17 protein-coding genes and 2 pseudogenes are annotated in these 20,673 nt (G+C 61.5%); 12 read left to right on the forward strand and 7 right to left on the reverse strand.

Going from position 1 to position 20,673, the window contains the following annotated elements; translation table 11 throughout:
• Positions 1–425 precede the first annotated feature (425 nt).
• The 8 genes and pseudogenes from PSEST_RS13320 to PSEST_RS13345 all read left to right on the forward strand — a co-directional run bounded on the left by PSEST_RS13320 (position 426) and on the right by PSEST_RS13345 (position 9,344).
• Entirely contained in the window at positions 426–3,308 is a 2,883-nt protein-coding gene (locus PSEST_RS13320) for a ribonucleoside-diphosphate reductase subunit alpha (protein ID WP_015277491.1), read from the forward strand.
• 300 nt (positions 3,309–3,608) lie between these two features.
• Complete coding sequence (locus PSEST_RS13325; protein ID WP_015277492.1) at positions 3,609–4,856, forward strand: ribonucleotide-diphosphate reductase subunit beta; 1,248 nt, start codon at positions 3,609–3,611, stop codon at positions 4,854–4,856.
• A gap of 439 nt (positions 4,857–5,295) precedes the next feature.
• Positions 5,296–5,520, forward strand: coding sequence for a DUF2188 domain-containing protein (locus PSEST_RS21820; RefSeq protein WP_015277493.1), 225 nt, complete (start codon positions 5,296–5,298; stop codon positions 5,518–5,520).
• Positions 5,521–5,825: 305 nt separating this feature from the next.
• Positions 5,826–5,948, forward strand: a pseudogene (locus tag PSEST_RS22400) (transposase); the annotation flags it as partial.
• 172 nt (positions 5,949–6,120) lie between these two features.
• On the forward strand, positions 6,121–6,795 hold the full coding sequence (locus PSEST_RS13330) for a hypothetical protein (RefSeq protein WP_015277494.1): 675 nt from the start codon (positions 6,121–6,123) through the stop codon (positions 6,793–6,795).
• Positions 6,796–6,974: 179 nt separating this feature from the next.
• Positions 6,975–7,505, forward strand: coding sequence for an REP-associated tyrosine transposase (locus PSEST_RS13335; protein WP_015277495.1), 531 nt, complete (start codon positions 6,975–6,977; stop codon positions 7,503–7,505).
• Between the two features lie 141 nt (positions 7,506–7,646).
• Positions 7,647–8,543, forward strand: a complete 897-nt coding sequence (locus PSEST_RS13340) for a restriction endonuclease (protein ID WP_015277496.1) — start codon at positions 7,647–7,649, stop codon at positions 8,541–8,543.
• Positions 8,544–8,651: 108 nt separating this feature from the next.
• Positions 8,652–9,344, forward strand: a complete 693-nt coding sequence (locus tag PSEST_RS13345; RefSeq protein ID WP_015277497.1) for a phospholipase D family protein — start codon at positions 8,652–8,654, stop codon at positions 9,342–9,344.
• 381 nt (positions 9,345–9,725) lie between these two features.
• Here PSEST_RS13345 and gcvA read toward each other — a convergent pair.
• Positions 9,726–10,627 (reverse strand): annotated as a pseudogene (gene gcvA / locus PSEST_RS13350) (transcriptional regulator GcvA).
• Positions 10,628–10,744: 117 nt separating this feature from the next.
• On the opposite strand from gcvA, the gene PSEST_RS13355 reads away from it, so the two are divergent.
• The gene (locus PSEST_RS13355; protein WP_015277499.1) at positions 10,745–11,467 is read left to right on the forward strand and encodes an FMN-dependent NADH-azoreductase; all 723 of its coding nucleotides are present in this window, start codon (positions 10,745–10,747) and stop codon (positions 11,465–11,467) included.
• Positions 11,468–11,587: 120 nt separating this feature from the next.
• Here PSEST_RS13355 and katG read toward each other — a convergent pair whose 3' ends face one another.
• Complete coding sequence (katG, locus tag PSEST_RS13360; protein WP_015277500.1) at positions 11,588–13,819, reverse strand: catalase/peroxidase HPI; 2,232 nt, start codon at positions 13,817–13,819, stop codon at positions 11,588–11,590.
• 374 nt (positions 13,820–14,193) lie between these two features.
• On the opposite strand from katG, the gene PSEST_RS13365 reads away from it, so the two are divergent.
• Complete coding sequence (locus tag PSEST_RS13365) at positions 14,194–14,865, forward strand: GNAT family N-acetyltransferase (RefSeq protein WP_015277501.1); 672 nt, start codon at positions 14,194–14,196, stop codon at positions 14,863–14,865.
• Positions 14,866–14,923: 58 nt separating this feature from the next.
• Here PSEST_RS13365 and PSEST_RS13370 read toward each other — a convergent pair whose 3' ends face one another.
• The 3 genes from PSEST_RS13370 to PSEST_RS13380 all read right to left on the reverse strand — a co-directional run bounded on the left by PSEST_RS13370 (position 14,924) and on the right by PSEST_RS13380 (position 17,036).
• Positions 14,924–15,667 (reverse strand): class I SAM-dependent DNA methyltransferase, encoded by a 744-nt coding sequence (locus tag PSEST_RS13370; protein WP_015277502.1) that lies wholly within the window; start codon positions 15,665–15,667, stop codon positions 14,924–14,926.
• 160 nt (positions 15,668–15,827) lie between these two features.
• Positions 15,828–16,274, reverse strand: coding sequence for an SRPBCC family protein (locus tag PSEST_RS13375; RefSeq protein WP_015277503.1), 447 nt, complete (start codon positions 16,272–16,274; stop codon positions 15,828–15,830).
• 129 nt (positions 16,275–16,403) lie between these two features.
• Entirely contained in the window at positions 16,404–17,036 is a 633-nt protein-coding gene (locus PSEST_RS13380; RefSeq protein ID WP_041757024.1) for a TetR/AcrR family transcriptional regulator, read from the reverse strand.
• Positions 17,037–17,109: 73 nt separating this feature from the next.
• Here PSEST_RS13380 and PSEST_RS13385 point away from each other — a divergent pair, with 73 nt between their 5' ends.
• Positions 17,110–18,213: a DUF2855 family protein gene (locus tag PSEST_RS13385; RefSeq protein ID WP_015277505.1), complete on the forward strand. Its 1,104-nt coding sequence runs from the start codon at positions 17,110–17,112 to the stop codon at positions 18,211–18,213.
• Positions 18,214–18,467: 254 nt separating this feature from the next.
• On the opposite strand, the gene PSEST_RS13390 is transcribed toward PSEST_RS13385, so the two are convergent.
• On the reverse strand, positions 18,468–19,250 hold the full coding sequence (locus PSEST_RS13390) for an NAD(P)H-dependent oxidoreductase (RefSeq protein ID WP_015277506.1): 783 nt from the start codon (positions 19,248–19,250) through the stop codon (positions 18,468–18,470).
• A gap of 84 nt (positions 19,251–19,334) precedes the next feature.
• On the opposite strand from PSEST_RS13390, the gene PSEST_RS13395 reads away from it, so the two are divergent.
• A complete protein-coding gene (locus PSEST_RS13395) occupies positions 19,335–20,225 on the forward strand; it encodes a LysR family transcriptional regulator (RefSeq protein WP_198286386.1) in 891 nt (296 codons plus the stop codon).
• Here the strand turns inward: PSEST_RS13395 and PSEST_RS13400 are convergent.
• Entirely contained in the window at positions 20,222–20,605 is a 384-nt protein-coding gene (locus PSEST_RS13400) for a winged helix-turn-helix transcriptional regulator (protein WP_015277508.1), read from the reverse strand. The two genes, PSEST_RS13395 and PSEST_RS13400, sit on opposite strands and share 4 nt — an antisense overlap.
• Positions 20,606–20,673: the final 68 nt, after the last annotated feature.

A 20,673-nucleotide genomic window follows, 5' to 3' on the forward strand; every position in this document is an offset into this window, starting at 1 on the left:
TATCTTGTCGCCCCTGCGCGTCGTAGCCCCTAGATATTGGGCCTATGCGTGCCAGGTGACACAATCGAGACACATTCGAGCGCAGGGTTACCGCCCGGCGTCTCATAGCTCTGCAACACCGCCGGCAGCCTCAGGTCCAGCATTAATGCAAGCCTTCGACAGTCGTCTCCCTGACTCCAAGCGCAGAACTAGCAGCTGTGCCCGGAGCCAAGACAAAACACAACATATTGTGTTGACAGTTTTTCCAGCCTGACTATCCTTCCGGCAACGACTTAGCTCGTCAGCGGCCGAGTCAGGACTATTCCTTGCGATACCACCATGCACCGCGCTGCGGGGCATGGCTCATGCAGTAACGACGCCGGGCCCAACGAAGCCCGCGCAGACAGAACCAGAACCGCGACTAAAAGAGAGAATCCGGAGCCCCCATGCAGAACCCTTCCACTCGCGAGAACCCGCTGTCAGCCGATGCACCGGATCTGGCGGCTACCGCCCCGGGCCAGCTGCGCGTGATCAAGCGCAACGGTACCGTCGTCCCCTACACCGACGACAAGATCACCGTCGCCATCACCAAGGCCTTTCTCGCAGTGGAAGGCGGTAACGCTGCCGCTTCCTCGCGCATCCACGACACCGTCGCGCGTCTGACCGAGCAGGTCAGCGCCACCTTCCGTCGTCGCATGCCCTCCGGTGGCACCATCCACATCGAGGAAATCCAGGACCAGGTCGAACTGGCCCTGATGCGTGCCGGCGAGCAGAAGGTCGCCCGCGACTACGTGATCTATCGCGAAGCCCAGGCCGTCAAGCGCAAGAGCGCCAGCGACAGCAGCGACATCGCCCAGCCGCACCCGAGCATCCGCGTCACCCGCGCCGATGGCAGCCTGCAGCCGCTGGACATGGGCCGCCTGCAGACCATCATCACCGAAGCCTGCGAAGGCCTGGCCGAAGTGGATGGCGCGCTGATCGAGCGTGAAACCCTGAAGAACCTCTACGACGGCGTGGCCGAGAAGGACGTCAACACCGCCCTGGTGATGACTGCCCGCACCCTGGTCGAGCGCGAGCCGAACTACAGCCAGGTCACTGCGCGCCTGCTGATGGACACCCTGCGTGCCGAAGCCCTGGGCTTCCTCGGCGTAGCCGAAGCCGCCACCCATCACGAGATGGCCGACCTGTACGCCAAGGCGCTGCCGGCCTACATCGAGAAAGGCGTCGAGTTCGAACTGCTCGATTCCAAGCTGAAGGGCTACGACCTGGCCAAGCTGGGCGCCGCGCTCAACCACGAGCGTGACCAGCAGTTCACCTACCTCGGCCTGCAGACCCTGTACGACCGCTACTTCATCCACAAGGACAATGTCCGCTTCGAGCTGCCGCAGATCTTCTTCATGCGCGTCGCCATGGGCCTGGCCATCGAGGAAGAGCAGAAAGAAGCCCGCGCCATCGAGTTCTACAACCTGTTGTCGTCCTTCGACTACATGGCCTCGACGCCGACCCTGTTCAACGCCGGTACCCTGCGTCCGCAGCTGTCGTCGTGCTACCTGACCACCGTGCCGGACGACCTGGGCGGCATCTACGACGCCATCCGCGATAACGCCCTGCTCTCCAAGTTCGCCGGCGGCCTGGGCAACGACTGGACCCCGGTGCGCGCACTGGGCGCCTACATCAAGGGCACCAACGGCAAATCCCAGGGCGTCGTGCCCTTCCTGAAAGTGGTCAACGACACCGCCGTCGCGGTCAACCAGGGCGGCAAGCGCAAGGGCGCGGTTTGCGCCTACCTGGAAACCTGGCACCTGGACATCGAGGAATTCCTCGAGCTGCGCAAGAACACCGGTGACGACCGTCGCCGTACCCACGACATGAACACCGCCAACTGGATTCCGGACCTGTTCATGAAGCGTGTCTTCGATGACGGTCCCTGGACCCTGTTCTCCCCGTCCGACGTCCCCGACCTGCACGACCTCACCGGCCGCGCCTTCGAGGAGCGTTACGAGTACTACGAGGAGCTGACCAAGTACGGCAAGATCAAGCTGTTCAAGACCCTGCCGGCCAAGGACCTGTGGCGCAAGATGCTCTCGATGCTGTTCGAGACCGGCCACCCGTGGCTGACCTTCAAGGACCCGTGCAACCTGCGCAGCCCGCAGCAGCACGTCGGCGTGGTGCACAGCTCCAACCTCTGCACCGAGATCACGCTGAACACCAACAAGGACGAGATCGCCGTCTGCAACCTGGGCTCGATCAACCTGGTCAACCACATCAAGGACGGCAAGCTCGACGCCGCCAAGCTGGAGCGCACCGTGCGCACCGCTGTACGCATGCTCGATAACGTCATCGACATCAACTACTACAGCGTGCCGCAGGCGCAGAACGCCAACTTCAAGCACCGTCCGGTGGGCCTGGGCATCATGGGCTTCCAGGACGCGCTGTACCTGCAGCACATCGCCTACGGTTCCGATGCCGCCATCGACTTCGCCGACAAGTCCATGGAAGCCATCAGCTACTTCGCCATCCAGGCTTCCTGTGACCTGGCCGACGAGCGTGGCGCCTACTCCAGCTTCCAGGGCTCGCTGTGGTCCCAGGGCATCCTGCCGCTGGATTCCCAGCAGATCCTCATCGAGGCCCGTGGCCAGAAGTACATCGATGTCGACCTGACCGAATCCCTGGACTGGGCGCCGATCCGCGAGCGCGTCAAGAAAGGCATCCGCAACTCCAACATCATGGCCATCGCCCCGACCGCGACCATCTCCAACATCGTTGGCGTGTCGCAGTCCATCGAGCCGACGTACCAGAACCTGTACGTCAAATCGAACCTGTCCGGCGAGTTCACCGTGATCAACCCGTACCTGGTCCACGACCTCAAGGCCCGCGGCCTGTGGGACCCGGTGATGGTCAACGACCTCAAGTACTACGACGGCTCCGTACAGCAGATCGAGCGCATCCCGCAGGATCTGAAAGACATGTACGCCACCGCCTTCGAAGTCGAGACCAAGTGGATCGTCGACGCCGCCAGCCGCCGCCAGAAGTGGATCGACCAGGCGCAGTCGCTGAACCTGTACATCGCCGGTGCCTCGGGCAAGAAGCTCGACGTGACCTACCGCATGGCCTGGTACCGTGGCCTGAAGACCACCTACTACCTCCGTGCCCTGGCCGCGACCAGCACCGAGAAGTCCACCATCAACACCGGCAAGCTGAACGCCGTGTCCAGTGGTGGCAGCGAGGCGGCGAACTCCGCCAGCGCCGCGCCGGCTGCAGAGCCGAAGCCGGCTCCGGTGCCGCTGGCGTGCAGTATCGATAACCCCGACTGCGAAGCCTGCCAGTAACAAAGGGAGGCGGACGCATCTGGACGGCGATCGCCGCGTTGCCTGCCGAGCCGGACCCCATCACGTACAGCTGTACGCTCAGGGGTTCCGACTCGACAGCCGCCTTGCGCTCACTCGCCCAGCCCCGCCCGCGCACCGAGTGGTGCTGATTCGTAGGGTGGATGTCGCTTTCCACATCCACCGTTACCCACTCGATGGCGCGCAACACCAAACCAAATTCCGCGCTTTTGCGTGCAAACCAAAAGCCACCAAACATATCCGACCGGCCAAGCCCCGGTCCCCGATCAGGAGCTATCGCACATGCTGAGCTGGGACGAATTCAACGAAGAAGACACCACCACCGCCGCGCCGGCCACAGCTGCTGCGCAGCCGGCAGGCCAGACCGCCGCCAAGCTGGACAACGACGCCGCCGGTTCCGTAGAAGAAGCTCGCGCCGTTGCCGCCAGTGACTCCGACGCCATCGCCCGCGCCAAGCGCGCGCTGGACGACCTGGACATCCAGGAAGGCCTCAACGAACTGGAAGGCGAATCGGCCCGCGTACGCGTCGACGAGAAGCGCATGATCAACGCCCGCGCCGACCTCAATCAGCTCGTACCCTTCAAGTACGACTGGGCCTGGCAGAAGTATCTGGATGGTTGCGCCAACCACTGGATGCCACAGGAAGTGAACATGAACGCCGACATTGCCCTGTGGAAGAGCAAGGACGGCCTCAGCGAAGACGAGCGCCGCATCGTCAAGCGCAACCTCGGCTTCTTCTCCACCGCCGACAGCCTGGTCGCCAACAACCTCGTGCTCGCCACCTACCGCCTGATCACCAACCCGGAGTGCCGCCAGTACATCCTGCGCCAGGCCTTCGAAGAGGCGATCCATACCCACGCCTACCAGTACTGCATCGAATCGCTGGGCATGGATGAAGGCGAGATCTTCAACATGTACCACGAGATCCCGAGCGTCGCGAAAAAGGCCAGCTGGGGCCTCAAGTACACCCGTTCCATCTCCGACCCGACCTTCCAGACCGGCACCCCGGAGACCGACAAGCAGTTCCTGCGCAACCTCATCGCCTACTACTGCGTACTCGAAGGCATCTTCTTCTACTGCGGCTTCACCCAGATCCTCTCCATGGGCCGCCGCAACAAGATGACCGGCACCGCCGAGCAGTTCCAGTACATCCTGCGTGACGAGTCCATGCACCTGAACTTCGGCATCGACATGATCAACCAGATCAAGATCGAAAACCCGCACCTGTGGGACGCCGAAATGAAGGACGAAGCGACCCAGATGATCCTCCAGGGCACCCAACTGGAAATCGAATACGCCCGCGACACCATGCCCCGTGGCGTGCTCGGCATGAACGCCGCGATGATGGAGGACTACCTCAAGTTCATCGCCAACCGTCGTCTGACGCAGATTGGCCTGAAGGAAGAGTATCCGGGTACTACCAACCCGTTCCCATGGATGAGCGAGATCATGGACCTGAAGAAGGAGAAGAACTTCTTTGAGACGCGTGTGATTGAGTATCAGACTGGTGGGGCTTTGAGTTGGGATTGATTGAAATCATGAAGCGCAAGGACGCGCTTACTATCGACAGATAGTGATTTAGAGGATGTAGAAACAAGAAACCCACGGAAGCCCTCCTACAGGCCGCCGTGGGTCTTGACCGTGTTTGAAAGCGAAGCCTGCAAGCACGGGCCGCGACTGAAGATTGCCCCTCAATCACGTAGCATTTGAGCAAATGCGCTGCGTGATTATGGGCATTCAACGGGTGGTGTCAACGACTTCGGACAAGAGGTATTCGCCATGAGCGGAACCCCAACTCCACCGCCAGGCTACAGAGCCGTGTTCTGTATGACCTTCAAACATTGGCGGAGCGGCAAAGATGTACGCCGCAAAGACGGGCGCCCTTTCTGCTTCTTCGTGAAGCAGTAGCCCAAGCAGAGAGGCGGTGTAAACCGCCTCTCTCAACCATAGTCACACAGAGGTATTTACCATGACACGCAAGAACCAACATGTTGTCCCGCATGATGATAAATGGGCTGTTCGAGGCGCTGGTAACAGTAAAGTTACCAAACAGTTCGATACCCAACGAGAAGCTATCGAGCACGCACGAGGCATTGCGACCAACCAGCAAAGCGAGGTCTTGGTCCACAACAAGCAAGGTCAAATTCGCGAGCGGAACAGCTACGGAAACGACCCATTTCCTCCAAAGGGATGACCCTAAGCCAGCTATAAGGATGTCGCGACCAGCGAGGTAGCCTGGAAGTGACGCGTGGAAAAGGCTTCGCCGTTTTCCACCCTACCTTCGGCAACGTCGATGCGTCGGCGTTGTGGGCGGTTGGGATGTCGTAGCGAGGTAGCCTGGAAGAAACGCATGGAAAAGGCTCCACCGTTTTCCACCCTACCTCCGGCAACGTCGATGCGTCGGCGGTGTGGGCGGGTGTGATGGCGTAGGGTGGATAACGCGTTGCTTATCCACCGATATGGACCTCCCGCCAACACAACGCTCAAGGATGAGCTGCCATGTCCCGCTACCGCCGCGCCCGTGTGCCGGGCGCCACGTATTTCTTTACGGTCAATCTGTTCAACCGTCGCAGCGACCTGCTGGTCCGCCATGTCGACCTGCTCCGCTCACGCTCCCCTTTCACTTGCACAGCGATCCCTCCACAGCCTCCAGAAATCTGCACTATCGCCGATACGATTTGGCATAGCGCGATGTGGCGCCCTCTGTGCCAATCAAAAACCGCTTATCGAAACTTGCAGACTCAACGATACATACGGCATCAACAGCGCATACAAACCAGACTCAAGGACAACGATGTTCACCGAAATAAAAATCGAGCTCAGCAAGTTTGACTGGAGCGGCGTATCCGGCCTGTCCGACGTGGTAATGGTGCTGCTCACATTGGTCCTGCTTGCAGGGTTGAAGCAGGGCGCAAAGAACATTCGCGAGTCGTCAATCTCTCGAGACGCTGACATTCTCCGCTGGGCAATGTCGGAAATGGACACGCTCAAACCGCAGATAAGGCTACTCACCGACGCCCACAAACGGCATAACTACTGCGGGCTGCCGCACGACCCAGAGACAAACCCGAACGGCTGGACCAGCCAGGAGCTCGATGCAGCGCAGGTCGTTGGGGTCAACCTTCAACGCATTGGCTACATGGCGCTTCACAACCTGGTTTCCCGAAACCACTTCATGAATATCTGGGGCCCGATGTATCTCGCCTGCTGGTATGCGTTGGAGCCGTGGGTCAAACACAAGCGCAAGGCCCTAAACGAGCCAGTCGAAATCAAGGATGGTGCGTATAGCAGGATCTACTTCGAGCAGTATGCGCACTACTGCGAGGCCCATCTTCCGCGCCGCCTGGTTGATAACGAACGTCAGCGTTTTGGCCTTCAACCGCTGCAGGAGAGCAAGCTAACCTTCCGGCAACGGCTCCTGGAGAGAATGGGCAAAAATGAAGTGCTGGATGTGCGGCGCGATAGATGACACGTCAGCGAGGTTGCGTGGGAGTGACGCGTGGAAAAGGCTTCGCCGTTTTCCACCCTACCTCCGGCAACGTCGATGCGTCGGCGGTGTGAGCGGTTGAGATGTCGTAGGGTGGATAACGCTTTGCTTATCCACCGATACGGAACTCCCGCCAACACAACGCTCAAGGATGAGCCGCCATGTCCCGCTACCGCCGCGCCCGTGTGCCGGGCGCCACGTATTTCTTCACGGTCAATCTGCTCAACCGTCGCAGCGACCTGCTGGTCCGTCACGTCGACCTGCTCCGCGAGACGGTGCGCGCCACACGCTTGCGCCACCCCTTCCACATCAACGCCTGGGTCGTTTTGCCCGACCACATGCATTGCGTCTGGACGCTCCCGGATGGCGACGCCGATTTCGCCCTGCGCTGGAAAGTCATCAAGTTCGCTTTCGCCCGACGCCTGCCGAAGACCGAGATACTGACGGCAACTCAGCGCTCCCGCGGCGAGCGTGGAATCTGGCAACGCCGCTACTGGGAACACTTGATTCAGGATGAGCGGGATTACCGGCACCACGTCGATTACGTGCATCGAAATCCGTTAAAGCACGGTTTGGTGAAGCGTGTCGCCGATTGGCCCTATTCGAGTTTTCATCGGGCGGTCAGTGCCGGTGTCTACCCGGTTAACTGGTGCGGTGAAGAGTTGGAAGGGTTCGCAGGTGATGCGGACTGACGCGTGGAAAAGGCTTCGCGTTTTCCACCCTACGCTAGCCCAAACCGCCGACGGTCACCCAAGCGCACAAACCGCTTGCCGATCACTTCGCCTACCGGCACATTGCGCGGCGCAATCATTTAGCCATCACAAGGACGCGATATGGCCCGCCGCCGCAAGCAATCCCCTTTCGAAGACCTGATCGATCTCGCAGCATTGATGCCTTGGTGGATCACCCTTCCACTGGCGCTCATCGCGTACCTGTGGCTCAACAGCATCGTCACTTCACCGATACCGGCACCAGCCAATCCAGCCGATTTAGGCAGCCACATGTCCGGCATGATGCTTCGCGGATTGGCGGTACCCGCGCAGTACTTCGTCCCTGCCGCGCTGGTATTCGGAGCCATCGCTTCGGCCTTTGGCCGCATGCGGCGCAAGAAGCTCTTCGACTCCGTCGCAAGCAACGAAAACACCCTCGAATCCATCAGCTGGCGCGAGTTCGAGTTGCTCGTAGGCGAAGCGTTCCGACGCAAGGGTTTTACCGTTCAGGAGACTGGCCAAGGTGGGGCCGATGGCGGCATCGACTTGGTGCTGCTCAAGGATGGAGAAAAGTACCTAGTCCAATGCAAGCAATGGCGCCGCCAGCTGGTCCAGGTGAACGTAATCCGTGAGTTGTTCGGTGTTATGACGGCCGAGGGAGCGAAAGGCGGCTTCGTCGTGATTTCCGGTCGGTTTACCGAAGATGCGAAGGTGTTCGCCCAGGGCAAGAATTTGCAGCTGATCGAAGGCGCCGAGCTGAACGAGATGATTCGCCAGAGCCGCGCAACCGCGACGCGTCAGAAGGCACAACCGACAACCAGCAAAGCGCCCTACCAGCCTACACCGGCCACATCAGACCCACTTGTCGAAACCCCTTGCGCAACACAACCCATCTGCCCTACCTGTCAGGCACCGATGGTTCAGCGCGTGGCGAAACGAGGAAGCAATGCCGGGAATACGTTTTGGGGTTGTTCGCAGTACCCCAAATGCAAGACCACACGAAACGAGATTCCTGCATAGCGGACGTTCTAAAAGTGTGGATGGAAAGCCGGAACGGCCCCGCCTTGCACGGCACTAATAAAGCGTGTGAAATCGTCCGCCTCGCTAGCCACCACCATGGAGGGCCCTGTGGCCAAGTTCCTGAATACCAGCGCAACGAACTATTACCTCGAAGAGATGATCAAGACGGCCAAGGACCGCCTGATTCTGATCAGTCCTTTCCTGCGCTTGAACGAGCGCATCAAGGAGCTCTTGGAAGACAAGGATCGGCTAAAAATCGACGTTCGAATTGTGTACGGAAAAAGTGAGCTGCAGCCCGAAGAGGTCAACTGGCTCAAAGGCCTCAGCTACATCCGCACCAGCTTCTGCAAGAACCTTCACGCCAAGTGCTACCTCAACGAAGAGAGCTGCATTATTACCAGCCTCAACCTCTATGAGTTCAGCCAAGTCAACAATAACGAGATGGGCATTTTCATTGACCGGCAGAACGATACCGATCTCTACCGAGACGCCTACGAAGAAGCCCAACGAATAATCCGCATCAGCGATGAGGTGCGCATTTCGCTTGAAGTGGTCGCCAAGGATAGCGAGCCAGCTAGCGAAACAGACGACAGCACAAACAAGCTGACCAGCTCAAAAATGGCGCAAAAGCTTGGGCTCAAGACGCCAGAATTTCTTGAAAAGTTATTAAGCCAAGGGTTTCTTGAGCTCCGCGACGGCAAGAACTACCTGACCGACAAAGGTAAGGAAGCTGGTGGCGAGTTTCGCATGAGCCCGAAGTTCGGCCCGTACTTCCTATGGCCAGTGGCGCTGGATATCTAGCCTGCCAACGGCTAGCCGGATGCGGATACACGAACTCAGACGATGCCAAACGCCCCTTCAGTAGGGTGAGCGGAATCGTCGTGGAGGGGGTTGAGCGGCATGGATGCCGCGAGAGCCGCGATGGGCCAGGGATGGCCCATCGCGGCGTGCCCCTGGAATGGCGATGGAGCAAACGAACCCGGAGCGAAGCGCAGAGCCGGATGCAGGGGCAAGCCCTTTTGGTTCCTTTTGGCGGGGCCGGCCATCCGGGCGACTGCAAAAGGGACCCGCCCAGCGGGGCGGAACCAATGCCAGAAGCAACTCGGAAACGATCCGAGCAAGTAGCCTGGAAGTGACGCGTGGAAAAGGCTTCGCCGTTTTCCACCCTACGCGGCGGCGCGATTACCCGGTCAACTCACACAACCCACCCGGCACCTTCATCACCCACTCCCTCACCGCCCGAACCGTCGGATCATCCCGACGGCTCTCTGGATATACGAGATGAAACGGCCTGCCCTCCATCTCCGGCCCGAACGGCTGCACCAGCCGCCCTTCCCTCAGTTCGTCCTCGATCAACTGCCGACTCATCAACGCCACGCCCTGCGCGCCGATGGCGGCGGAGATGGCGTGGGTCTCGTCGGAGAAGACCAGCCCGGCGCTCACATCCAGCCGCGGCACGTTGGCGAGCTTCTGCCACGACGCCCAATGAATCGGAGCGGACAAGGCGGCTTGCGCACGGAAATGAATCAAAGGGTGTTTGGGCAGCTCAGCAATCGCAAGCCGAGGTGCGGGCTGCAGACCGGGACGAAAGTGTTGTCGAACAGCTTCTCCGCTACCAGACCGGGCCAGCGACCGTCGCCGTAGCGGATGGCGATATCCGCCGTGACGCCATCCAGCGCGACTGGCTCATGGGAGGTGTGGAAGCGCAGATCGATATCGGGGTGGGAATCGCGCAGCAGGCAGACCCAGGGCACCAGCCAGCGCACCGCGATGGCCGGTGTAGTGCTAAGGGTGATTGCCTGGCGACGAGGCGCCGCGCTGAGGCGTTCGACCGCCCCGCTGATGCTGTCGAAGGCCGTTTCCAACGTCTGTTGCAGCTCCCGCCCCGGGTCGGTCAGTTCCAGCTTTCGCGGTTTGCGCAGAAACAGCGCCACGCCGAGGGACTCCTCCAGCGAGCGGATCTGGTGGCTGATCGCTGTGGCCGTGACGGACAGCTCCTCGGCGGCCTGCTTGGCGCTCTCGTGGCGGGCCGCGGCTTCGAAGGCCCGTAGCGCAGAAAGCGAGGGTAACCGGCGGTGCACCATGGCTGAGTTTCTCTCACCTGTAGTTGGAAAAAATGGTCGTTTGTCGCCAGTACAGCCTAGCCCTAGGCTGGATTTACCGCGAACGACAGATGAGTTCAATCACAGAGGAGAATCACCATGACGCACCTTCTGCACCTCGACGCCAGCGCCCGCCCCGGCCTTGCCGGCAAGGATGAACACGGTTCCCACAGCCGTAACCTCACCCACCGCTTCGTCAGCCAGTGGGCGGCCGGCCGCGCGCAGGACGGCATCGTTTACCGGGACATAGGCCAGAACCCGCCGTCCTTTATCAGCCATGACTGGATCGCCTCCAGCTTCACGCCGGAAGAACGCCGTGAGCCGTGGATGCGGGACACGCTGGTGGAAAGCGACCTGCTGGTCGATGAGCTGATCGCCGCCGATGTATTGGTCATCGGTACGCCGCTCTACAACTTCGGCATGCCCGCGGCGCTGAAGGCCTGGATCGACCAGATCGTGCGCCCGGGCCGGACGGTCGAGGTCGACGAAAGCAAGCTGCCCGACCCGTACGTGCCGTTGCTGGCGGACCGGCCACGGCATGCAGTCATACTCAGTGCCCGGGGCGGCATCGGCTTTGGTCCCGGTGGGGAGATGGCGCACATGAATCACCTGGAGCCGAACCTGGTGACGGCACTCAATTTCATCGGCATCACCCGCATTCACCAGATCGCCATTGAAGGTCAGGAAACCGGTGGCGAGGTATTGGCTGCCTCGGTGGCCGAGGCGCTGCGGCAGGTAGATGCGTTGGTGAAGAAGCTGCAGGCGGAGCTTAATGGCGCACCTGTGGGTCGGGTCGAGCAGAGGCAGGCGGAGGCGGTTTAGTGGTGTTGCCGGCGCGTAGCATTTCTAGACGGCCGAGAACGGACGGGTGGAAAAGGCGTTGCCGTTTTCCTCCCTACGGCCTGGTTGGTCAGCGGCGCCCGAAGGCGCCGCCGCACCGTTTTACGCCGAAAGCTTCTGGCTGAAGTTGTCAGCGGGCTTGCCCATATCGAGCCGGTCCGCGTTCATCACCTTGTCCCAGGCTTTGACGAAGTCCTGCACGAACTTCTCGTTGCCGTCGGCCATGCCATATACCTCGGCCTGGGCACGCAGCTCCGATTGCGCGCCGAAGATCAGGTCTACACGGGTGGCGGTCCAGGTGGGTTGGCGAGTTTTGCGGTCGAGGCCCTGGAAGCGGTTCTTGTGCTCGGTCGCGACCCACTCGTTCTGCATGCTCAGCAGGTTGACGAAGAAGTCATTGGACAGCGTACCCACTCGCTTGGTGAAGACGCCCTCCTGACCGCCATCGGCGTTGGTGCCAAGCACGCGCATGCCGCCGACCAGTACGGTCATTTCCGGTGCGCTCAGACGTAGCAGGTGGGCCTTGTCGACCAGCGCTTCCTCGGGCGCCATGAAGTGGGACTCGTGGTAGTAGTTGCGGAACCCATCGGCGACCGGCCGTAGCGCCTCGAACGAAGGCCCGTCGGTCCACTCTTCGAGTGCATCCATCCGCCCTGGCGTGAAGGGCACGTTGATGGTCACACCGCCTTCCTGTGCCGCTTTCTCGATGGCGGCGCAGCCGGCGAGCACGATGAGGTCAGCCATGGAGACCTTTTTGCCACCGGTAGCCGAAGCGTTGAACTCGGTTTGGATGTCGGTCAGTTTTTGCAGCACGCGGGCCAACAGGGCTGGGTTGTTGATTTCCCAATCTTTCTGCGGCGCGAAGCGGATACGCGCCCCGTTAGCCCCGCCGCGCTTGTCCGAGCCACGATAGGTCGCTGCCGAAGCCCAGGCCACCGACACCAGTTCGGAGACGGAGAAGCCCATGCCCAGCAGCTTCTGCTTCAGCGCGGCGATGTCCGCGTCATCGATCACCGAGTGGTCGCGCTCGGGAATCGGGTCCTGCCAGATCAGCGTTTCCTTCGGCACCAGCGGCCCGAGGTAGCGGCCGATGGGCCCCATGTCGCGGTGGGTGAGTTTGAACCACGCCTTGGCGAAGGCATCAGCGAACTCGTCCGGGTTTTCCAGGAAGTGGCGGGAGATTTTTTCGTAGATCGGGTCAAAACGCAGCGCCAGGTCCGAGGTGAGCATGGTCGGCTTGCGCTTTTTGTTGGGGTCGAACGGGTCTGGAATGATTTCCGGTGCGTCCTTGGCTTCCCACTGATGCGCGCCGGCCGGGCTCTTGGTCAGCTCCCACTCGAAGTTGAACAGGTTCTCGAAGAAGTAGTTGGACCACTGCGTCGGGGTCTGGCTCCAGATGACTTCGAGACCGGAGGTGATGGCATCGGCACCCGCACCGGTCTGGAATCGGCTGCGCCAACCCAGGCCCTGGTCTTCGATCACGGCGCCTTCCGGGTCCGGGCCCAACAGCGAGGGGTCACCCGCGCCGTGGGTTTTGCCGAAGGTGTGGCCGCCTGCGATCAGCGCCACGGTTTCATAGTCGTTCATCGCCATGCGGGCGAAGGTTTCGCGGATATCGATGGCAGAGGCTTTGGGGTCGGGATTGCCGTTGGGGCCTTCCGGGTTCACGTAGATCAAGCCCATCTGCACGGCGCCCAGCCCCGGATGCAACTGCCGCTCGCCGCTGTAGCGTTCATCACCCAGCCAGGTGCCTTCGGGGCCCCAGAAGAGTTCTTCCGGCTCCCAGGTGTCTGCACGGCCGCCGGCGAAACCAAAGGTCTTGAAGCCCATGGATTCCAACGCCACGTTCCCGGTGAGCACGTAGAGGTCCGCCCACGACAGTTTGCGCCCGTATTTCTGCTTGATCGGCCAGAGCAGGCGCCGCGCCTTGTCCAGCGAGGCGTTGTCCGGCCAGCTGTTGAGCGGTGCGAAACGCTGCTGACCGCCACCGGCGCCGCCGCGGCCATCGGTGATCCGATAGGTGCCGGCGCTGTGCCAGGCCAGCCGGATGAAAAGCCCGCCGTAATGGCCGAAATCCGCCGGCCACCAGTCTTGGGAGTCGGTCATCACTTGGTGGAGATCAGCGATCACCGCGTCGAGATCGAGTGAGTTGAATGCAGCGGCATAGTCGAAATCGCCACCGTATGGATTGGATCGCGGTGAGTGCTGGTTAAGCGATGTGAGGCTCAGCGCTTCAGGCCACCAGTCCCGGTTACTCGGGCGTTTGCGGGGCGCACCAGCGCCATGACCGAATGGGCAACCACCACCCGTCTTTTCGCCAGTCTCTTCGTTCATGTTCTGCTCCTCACGGTTTTCTATGGCGCAGTCAGGCGCCGCTTCACTCAAGCTAGCACCGAGGCCCTGACTGAACAAAAGCCATACCGCGAGCGTTTTTCAGTTCTGGCACCGCCGATTGAAGCCTTGAGCGCAGCAACGACGGGGCTTGGCTCGCATTGAAGAGTGCCAACAGGCCTGATATCGTTTTTCGCTATTGGGTCGATAGACGATGGCTTGGCAAGCGAGCATGAACAGATTTTTTTGGATGACTGAGTACCTCCGAGCAGGCACGGGATGCGCGTAATCCGGGCACTGAGCAGCGTCTAACCAAGCTCCGTGCTGCATCCGCCGCTACAATGCCGCCCCCTTACCGCCATGCCGGAGCCCAGCCCATGTTCACCCTCACCCATCTGGACACCCCGCCGCCGGAGTCGCTGAAAAGCCAGGTGCTGCAGATGGTGGTGGACTATCTCGGCGACATCAGCCCGGTCTCGCTGCAGCCCAGCAACCCGCTGTATCAGCTGTATCAGTACGTGGTGGGTTTCGAGGTGCATCGTTACCTGGACAGCATGGACGGCGCGCAGCCCGGCAAGCCGGAGCTGATCATGGCGCTGGAGGCTGACGACCCGGCTGTCCTGCTCGGCTTCGCGCTGTACCTGCCCTTTGTGGATGATCCCGAAGCCTGCGCACTGGTCTATCTGGCGGTCGACGTCGGCCATCGTCGCCAGGGCGTCGGTCGGGCCATGGTCGAAGCGATGGTGGCGCGTTATCCCCATGCGGAGGTGGCGTGCGTTGCAGGCAAGGTGCCGTATTTCAGCGCACTGGGCTTTCAGCCGCTGGCGGCGCGCGGCCCGCAGGTAGTGATGAATACCCGTAACGAGGCTTCGAACGGCGCGGTGGCGGTGCAGGATCTGGAGCCGATCTTCCAGTCCAAGGAAGTCCGGCAGATCTACAGCTATCTGGTGCAGCAGAACGGCAAAAAGGCCATGAGCGAGGCAGAGAAACAGCGCGACCGCCTGCTCGATCAGATGGCGCGCCAGGCTGACCAGCTGATGGAAAACTAAGCGTCGGCCCGGCGTCTGCACTGACTGTCCAGAACGCTCCCGGACGCAGCCTCGCTGATCAGCGCTTTATGCAGACAAATAGCGCGTTCCCTGAAACCTCGTTCCAGGGCACGATCTTCTCGTAGTCATGCTCGAGCACATGCACCTCGAAGTACGACTCCAACAGCTCGCTCAGCTCGGCAAAGCTCACGGCCACCATCGCGTGTTCGTCGTGCCAGACCTGGCTTTGATCGGCGACGGACTTTTCGATGCGCAGCCTCAGCAGTTGCTGCTCCCCTTCACCCGGGTAGTGCCAGCCGGAGCTGAAGGTGAACAGGCCGTCCGCATGTCTGGCCGTGTGCGAGACGAATGAGGCGTTGTCGATCCGGCGCTTGTCCACGGCGTTGAAGCAGAACAGCCCGCCTGGGGCCAGCGCGGCATGCACGCTGGCGATGCAGGCCTTGAGCCGCTCGACACCGCCGCTGTAGTGGATAGAGTAAAGAAAGCAGGTGATCAGATCGGCCGGTTGCTCGACGGCAAAGCCACACATGTCCTGTAGGGAAAACTGCGCTTCCGGGCAGCGCACCGCCGCCCTGTCGAGCATCGGCTGATTGATGTCGAGCCCGCCGCTGGTATAGCCGGCATCGATGAAATGGCGGACGTGCGGGCCCGTGCCGCAGGCGAGGTCCAGATGCCTCGTCCCGCCGTTGCCGAACAGCTGCTGCAATCGCTGGACGCAGTGGCTTTGCGCCCCGTAGTCGATGTCCGCACACATGAGATCGTAGTAACCCGACAAGTCGGTATAGAGAGCATCGCCGGGCATGATGACCTGATGTGTGAGGGGGCTTCAGCGGGCGCGCATCATATCTCAACCACACCTCCGCGTAGTGGCCAGGCGTAGTGCTGGACTTCGCTGGACGGTGACAGGTTGCGTGGCCCGTCCAGCCGCCCTGCTCCGCCAGCATGGTCCCGGTCGCACCCGATCAGTCGTCCGGAATCTCCACTTCGACCAGCTTCGCCAGAAGCGTCAGCGACTCCTGCCAGCCGAGGTAGCAGGCTTCGGCTGGGATCGCGTCCGGGACGCCTGCCTGGGCGATGCTCAGTTCGGTGCCGCAGGAAACCTGGGTGAGCGTCACCGTCACCTCAATCGTGCCCGGCAAGCCCGGATCGTCGAATGTGTCTTCGTAACGGATTCGCTGATTTTCCAGCAGCTCCAGGAACTGCCCGGCGAAACTGTGGCTCGTGCCCGTGGAGAAATTCGTGAAGGACATTCTGTAGCGGCCGCCTACCCGCGCCTCGATCTCGTGCACATTGCCAGTAAAGCCGTTCGGCGGCAGCCATTTGGCCTTGGCGTCTGGGTCCAGAAAGGCGCGATAGATGCGCTCAGGTGTCGCTCGCAGGACGCGGTGAAGGCGAATGGTGCTGGGCATGGCCGTTCTCCTCTGGTGGCGAATGTGCCTTGATGACCTTGATAGTCGAACGAAGGAGAGCGAATTCGACGCAACGCTTGAATTTTCCGCCTACCCAGCATCGCAAGCGTCCACCCTAGACAAGCGCGGTCAAGCCGGCTCGTTCGCGCCCATGAGCGTATGCAGGCACAGGTGCTCCATGCTGGCGGCCCAGGCCTGCATGCGTTCCGCTTCAAGCTGCACCAGCATCGCGTAGCGGCGACCGCCCCATACCGAAAGATGCAGTGCTTCCAGCGTCGCAGCGCTCGGGCGTACCGGCAGATCGGTCGCCACGTCGATGACCCGGTGCCAGGCGCCCAGCAGATCCTCGTAGGCCCGACGTTGATGTTTGGGCTCGGCTACCAGCGCTTCCAGCTCGAGCATATCCGGGTGAAACCAGGGCAGCCGCGAGTCGACGCCGGCAAGGGTGCGCACCAGTCGGCGGATGCGTTCGTGCCAGGCAAGCGCCGTTGGCGCCACCGCTTGCGCGTCGATGGCCTCCAGCAACTGCTCGACGCAATAGCGCACATAGCCCGAGTGCAGGGCGTGCTTGTTGGGGAAGTAGTCGTACAGGGTGCCGATGGCCACGCCGGCTTCCAATGCGACCGCACGGGTCGTCAATCGCGACCAGCCGTCGCGCTGCCATATCCGAACATAGGTGTCGAAAATCGCCTGTACGGTGGCCTTGGCGCGCTGCTGAGTCGGCCGTTTGAGCGGCTTGGCGCTCGGCAATCGTGTGCTCATGAAATCCGAACCCGGCGGTGAAACGAAAGGGATAGAGTCGAAGCCGTCCATTTACGAACCCAAGGTGCCATTGATGAGCGTCATCCGCCAGTTGCAGAACAACAAGAAAGACATGCAGCAGACCCGCATTCAGACCCGACCGATGCCGGAGCTGAAAGCCGGCGAAGCCCTGCTGCGTATCAGCCGGCTGGCACTGACCACGAACAATGTCACCTACGCCGCATTCGGCGAGACACCTCACCTGCGCTATTGGGACTTCTACCCCACCGGCGATAGCGAGTGGTTCCACATGCCGGCGTGGGGCTTCGCCGAAGTCGTGGAGAGCACCGTCGATGGCCTGGCGAAGGGTGAACGCTTCTATGGCTTTTGGCCGATCGCCAGCCATGTCCTCATGCAGCCGGTACGGGTTTCCGAGCGCGGCTTCTACGACGGTGCCGAACACCGACTCGAACTCACATCGGCCTACAACCAGTACCAGCGCATCAGCAGCGACGCCGCCTATCGCGCAGAGAGCGAAAACTACCAGATGCTGCTGCGCCCGCTGTTCATCACCTCGTTCATGCTGGCGGATTTCCTTGACGACAACGCCTTCTTCGGCGCGCGCCAAATCCTGATGTCGAGCGCCTCGAGCAAGACCGCGTACGGCACGGCGTTCTGCCTGCAGGACAACCCGGCCGTGCAGCTGATCGGGCTTACTTCCGCGGGCAACACGGACTTCGTAAAAGGGCTGGGTTGCTATCGCCAGGCAGTAGGCTACGACCAACTCGCTTCGCTGGACCCGAGCGTGCCCACGCTCTACGTCGACTTCTCCGGCAGCGCCGATCTACGCCGGCAGATCCACAGCCATTTCAAGGATGCCCTGGTGTACGACTGCTTCGCCGGGTCAGCCCAGAACCACGAATACAGAAAGACGGACGCAACGCTGGCCGGTCCGCAGCCACAGCCCTACTTCGCGCCTTATCAGATCAAGAAACGCAACGCCGACTGGGGCCCCGCCGAGGTGACCCGCCGCTTCAACGAGGCGCAACTGGCCTTTATCGCCCGGGTAAGCGATACGCAGCAGCCCTGGATGCAGGTGAACGAGCACGCCGGCCTGCAAGCGGCACAGACGCTGGCCGAAGCCCTGATAAAAGGTGATATCAACCCGCTGGAGGGCAACGCCGTGGTCCTCGACTGACCTCGTTTTGATGCTGAGCAAATAACCACAGCCAGCGCGGTAGATGGATACGGCTGGCGTGTATCGAGTAAGTCGCTAGCCTGACTATGGAATTGCCCAGTATCTCGCCGCGTGAACGCGAACCCGCACTGACGAAACCGTCTCAGGCGCAACAGAACCTGGCGCTGGCCGACGAGGCCGTGCGCAACGTGCTTCCCAGTCGCACACAGGCGGCAAAACGGAGGCGTCCAGTGAACGCCTCTGCCCCTGCGCGGTTACGGCTGTTCTATGTGCGCGGCAAAGCCGACCTGCCCTGGTGCCACATCGGCCTTGAGCATGAGCGCCGGAATGTCGTAGTCGCCGCCGTTCTGTTTGCGATAGGCGATAGGCTTCGTTCGCCAGAGGCCGTCCAGGCGCTCACCCAACTCGTTGCGAAGCGCGTCGAATCGGGCCGGGTCGATACGGCTGGTGCGGTGCACCACAACCGGTGGCAGCACATCGAAGCCCGGGTAATGCAGGATGCCGTGATGTATGGGGAACAGCAGGTCGTCGATGGGCCCGTTGATCCCCCGCGGGCTGTAGTGTGAATCCCAACCGCCGGTAGTCACGATCAGCATGGCCCGCTTGCCCACCATCGCACCCTCGCCGTAGCGATCGCCCCAGCGCGCATCCGAGTGCTCGCCAACGCCATAAGCGAAACCGTAGGCGTATACCCGGTCGACCCAGCCCTTGAGGATCGCCGGCATCGAGAACCACCAGAGCGGGAATTGCAGGATCAGCGCATCTGCCCAGCGCAGCTTGTCCTGCTCGGCAGCGATGTCAGGACTCTGCCGACCACTGGCGAACGCGCGTCGGGAATCCGCGGACGCATCGAAGCGCGCTTCGGGATCGCGATCCAGGCTGTCGCTGGCATCGATTGTGGCCTTCCAGCCCATGGCATACAGGTCGGAAGCCTGAACGCTGTGTCCGGCCGCCTGCAGACGCTGGACGGCGAAGTCCTTCAATGCGCCATTCAGCGAGCGCGGTTCGGGATGGGCATAAACAAGCAGAACATTCATGGCAAACCTCCGTAGCGGGACGGCTGCAGAATGTGGCCTGCCAAGGTATGTTTAAAATGAATAACTAACATGCCAGGTATTGCCGTGAATAATCTCAGACGTCTTGATCTGAATCTGCTGGTGACCCTGGACGTGTTGCTGGCCGAGCACAATGTCACCCGCGCCGCAGAGCGCCTGAATTTCTCCCAACCCTCGGTGAGCGTGCACCTGGCCAAGCTGCGGGACATTTTCGACGACCCTTTGTTGATACCTGGGCCGCGGGGCATGCGCCCGACCGCACGCGCAGAAGAACTGCGCGTGCCGTTGCGCCTGGCACTGGAAGCACTGGAGCAAGCCGTCGCGCCAGCCAGCCCGTTCGACCCTGGCGCCGCGCAGGACGTCTGGCGTATCGCAGCCAGCGACTATGGCGAGTCGGCCATTGTGCTACCCGCTCTAGCCGGGCTACGTTGCGCCGCACCGGGCACACGCATCGCGGTGGTCGAGATGCAACCTTCACGCATCGCCCGCCAGGCAGAACAGGGGGATATCGACCTCGCCCTGCACACCGTCGACGGATCGCCATCCAACCTGCGCCGCCGCGTTCTGTTCACCGAGCGTTACGTGCTGGCCGGCCGTGCCGGGCATCCGCGCCTGCGGCGACGGCCGACGCTGAAGCAGTTCTGCGCGCTGGATCAGGTGATCGTCTCGCCGGATGGCGGCGGCTTTCACGGTGCCACCGATGACGCGCTGGCCGCGCATGGCCTGCAACGGCGCGTGGTGCTGTCGGTGCCGCACTTCCTGTTCCTGCGCTCGGTGCTGGAAAGCACCGATCTGGTGGCCATGCTGCCCGAAAGGCTGGTGCAGGGCGCTGCACTGCAGGTCGTTGAGGCGCCGCTGGAGATTCCCGGCTACGAAATGGCCATGCTCTGGCATGAACGCGCCCATCGCGACCCGGCACACCAATGGCTGCGCGAGCAGATCGTCAATACGATCTAGCCCCGCCTGCGCGACGTGCTTCTGGGCTGCAGCTGATCCAGCGCGCCGGAGTTCTGCCTCGCCCAGTCGTAGATCAGTTCGATCGGCTCGACCATCAGCTGCCCCAGCGGCGAAAGCGCATAGCTCACCTCTGGCGGTACCGAATCGAGCGTGTGGCGCTCGATCAGGCCGCTTTGCTCCAGTTCACGAAGCGTCTGGATCAGCATTTTCTTCGAGATGCCGGGCAGACTCCGATGCAACGCGCCGCTGCGTGCGGTGCCATCGTGGCGGGCATGCAGCGTGTGCAGAATCATGCTGGTCCACTTGGTGGCGAAGAGTTCAAGCACGCGTCTCGGCGCGCAGTCTTCACGCCATTGTTCTTCGTCTGAGCCCGGTTGCATGGGGGATGGTCACCATTTGGTGCCGACTTGGATCGGCGTTTTCGAGTGGATAAGGTGCAGGCCTGTTT

This window comes from Stutzerimonas stutzeri RCH2 (assembly GCF_000327065.1).
Classification (GTDB): Bacteria; Pseudomonadota; Gammaproteobacteria; order Pseudomonadales; family Pseudomonadaceae; genus Stutzerimonas; species Stutzerimonas stutzeri_AE.

Excerpts from the sequence above, each read along its gene's own strand:
- PSEST_RS13320 (WP_015277491.1), top strand. The coding sequence starts at position 426 with ATGCAGAACCCTTCCACTCGCGAGAACCCGCTGTCAGCCGATGCACCG.
- PSEST_RS13325 (WP_015277492.1), top strand. The coding sequence starts at position 3,609 with ATGCTGAGCTGGGACGAATTCAACGAAGAAGACACCACCACCGCCGCG.
- PSEST_RS21820 (WP_015277493.1), top strand. The coding sequence starts at position 5,296 with ATGACACGCAAGAACCAACATGTTGTCCCGCATGATGATAAATGGGCT.
- PSEST_RS13330 (WP_015277494.1), top strand. The coding sequence starts at position 6,121 with ATGTTCACCGAAATAAAAATCGAGCTCAGCAAGTTTGACTGGAGCGGC.
- PSEST_RS13335 (WP_015277495.1), top strand. The coding sequence starts at position 6,975 with ATGTCCCGCTACCGCCGCGCCCGTGTGCCGGGCGCCACGTATTTCTTC.
- PSEST_RS13340 (WP_015277496.1), top strand. The coding sequence starts at position 7,647 with ATGGCCCGCCGCCGCAAGCAATCCCCTTTCGAAGACCTGATCGATCTC.
- PSEST_RS13355 (WP_015277499.1), top strand. The coding sequence starts at position 10,745 with ATGACGCACCTTCTGCACCTCGACGCCAGCGCCCGCCCCGGCCTTGCC.
- katG (WP_015277500.1), bottom strand. The coding sequence starts at position 13,819 with ATGAACGAAGAGACTGGCGAAAAGACGGGTGGTGGTTGCCCATTCGGT.
- PSEST_RS13365 (WP_015277501.1), top strand. The coding sequence starts at position 14,194 with ATGTTCACCCTCACCCATCTGGACACCCCGCCGCCGGAGTCGCTGAAA.
- PSEST_RS13370 (WP_015277502.1), bottom strand. The coding sequence starts at position 15,667 with ATGCCCGGCGATGCTCTCTATACCGACTTGTCGGGTTACTACGATCTC.
- PSEST_RS13375 (WP_015277503.1), bottom strand. The coding sequence starts at position 16,274 with ATGCCCAGCACCATTCGCCTTCACCGCGTCCTGCGAGCGACACCTGAG.
- PSEST_RS13380 (WP_041757024.1), bottom strand. The coding sequence starts at position 17,036 with ATGAGCACACGATTGCCGAGCGCCAAGCCGCTCAAACGGCCGACTCAG.
- PSEST_RS13385 (WP_015277505.1), top strand. The coding sequence starts at position 17,110 with ATGAGCGTCATCCGCCAGTTGCAGAACAACAAGAAAGACATGCAGCAG.
- PSEST_RS13390 (WP_015277506.1), bottom strand. The coding sequence starts at position 19,250 with ATGAATGTTCTGCTTGTTTATGCCCATCCCGAACCGCGCTCGCTGAAT.
- PSEST_RS13400 (WP_015277508.1), bottom strand. The coding sequence starts at position 20,605 with ATGCAACCGGGCTCAGACGAAGAACAATGGCGTGAAGACTGCGCGCCG.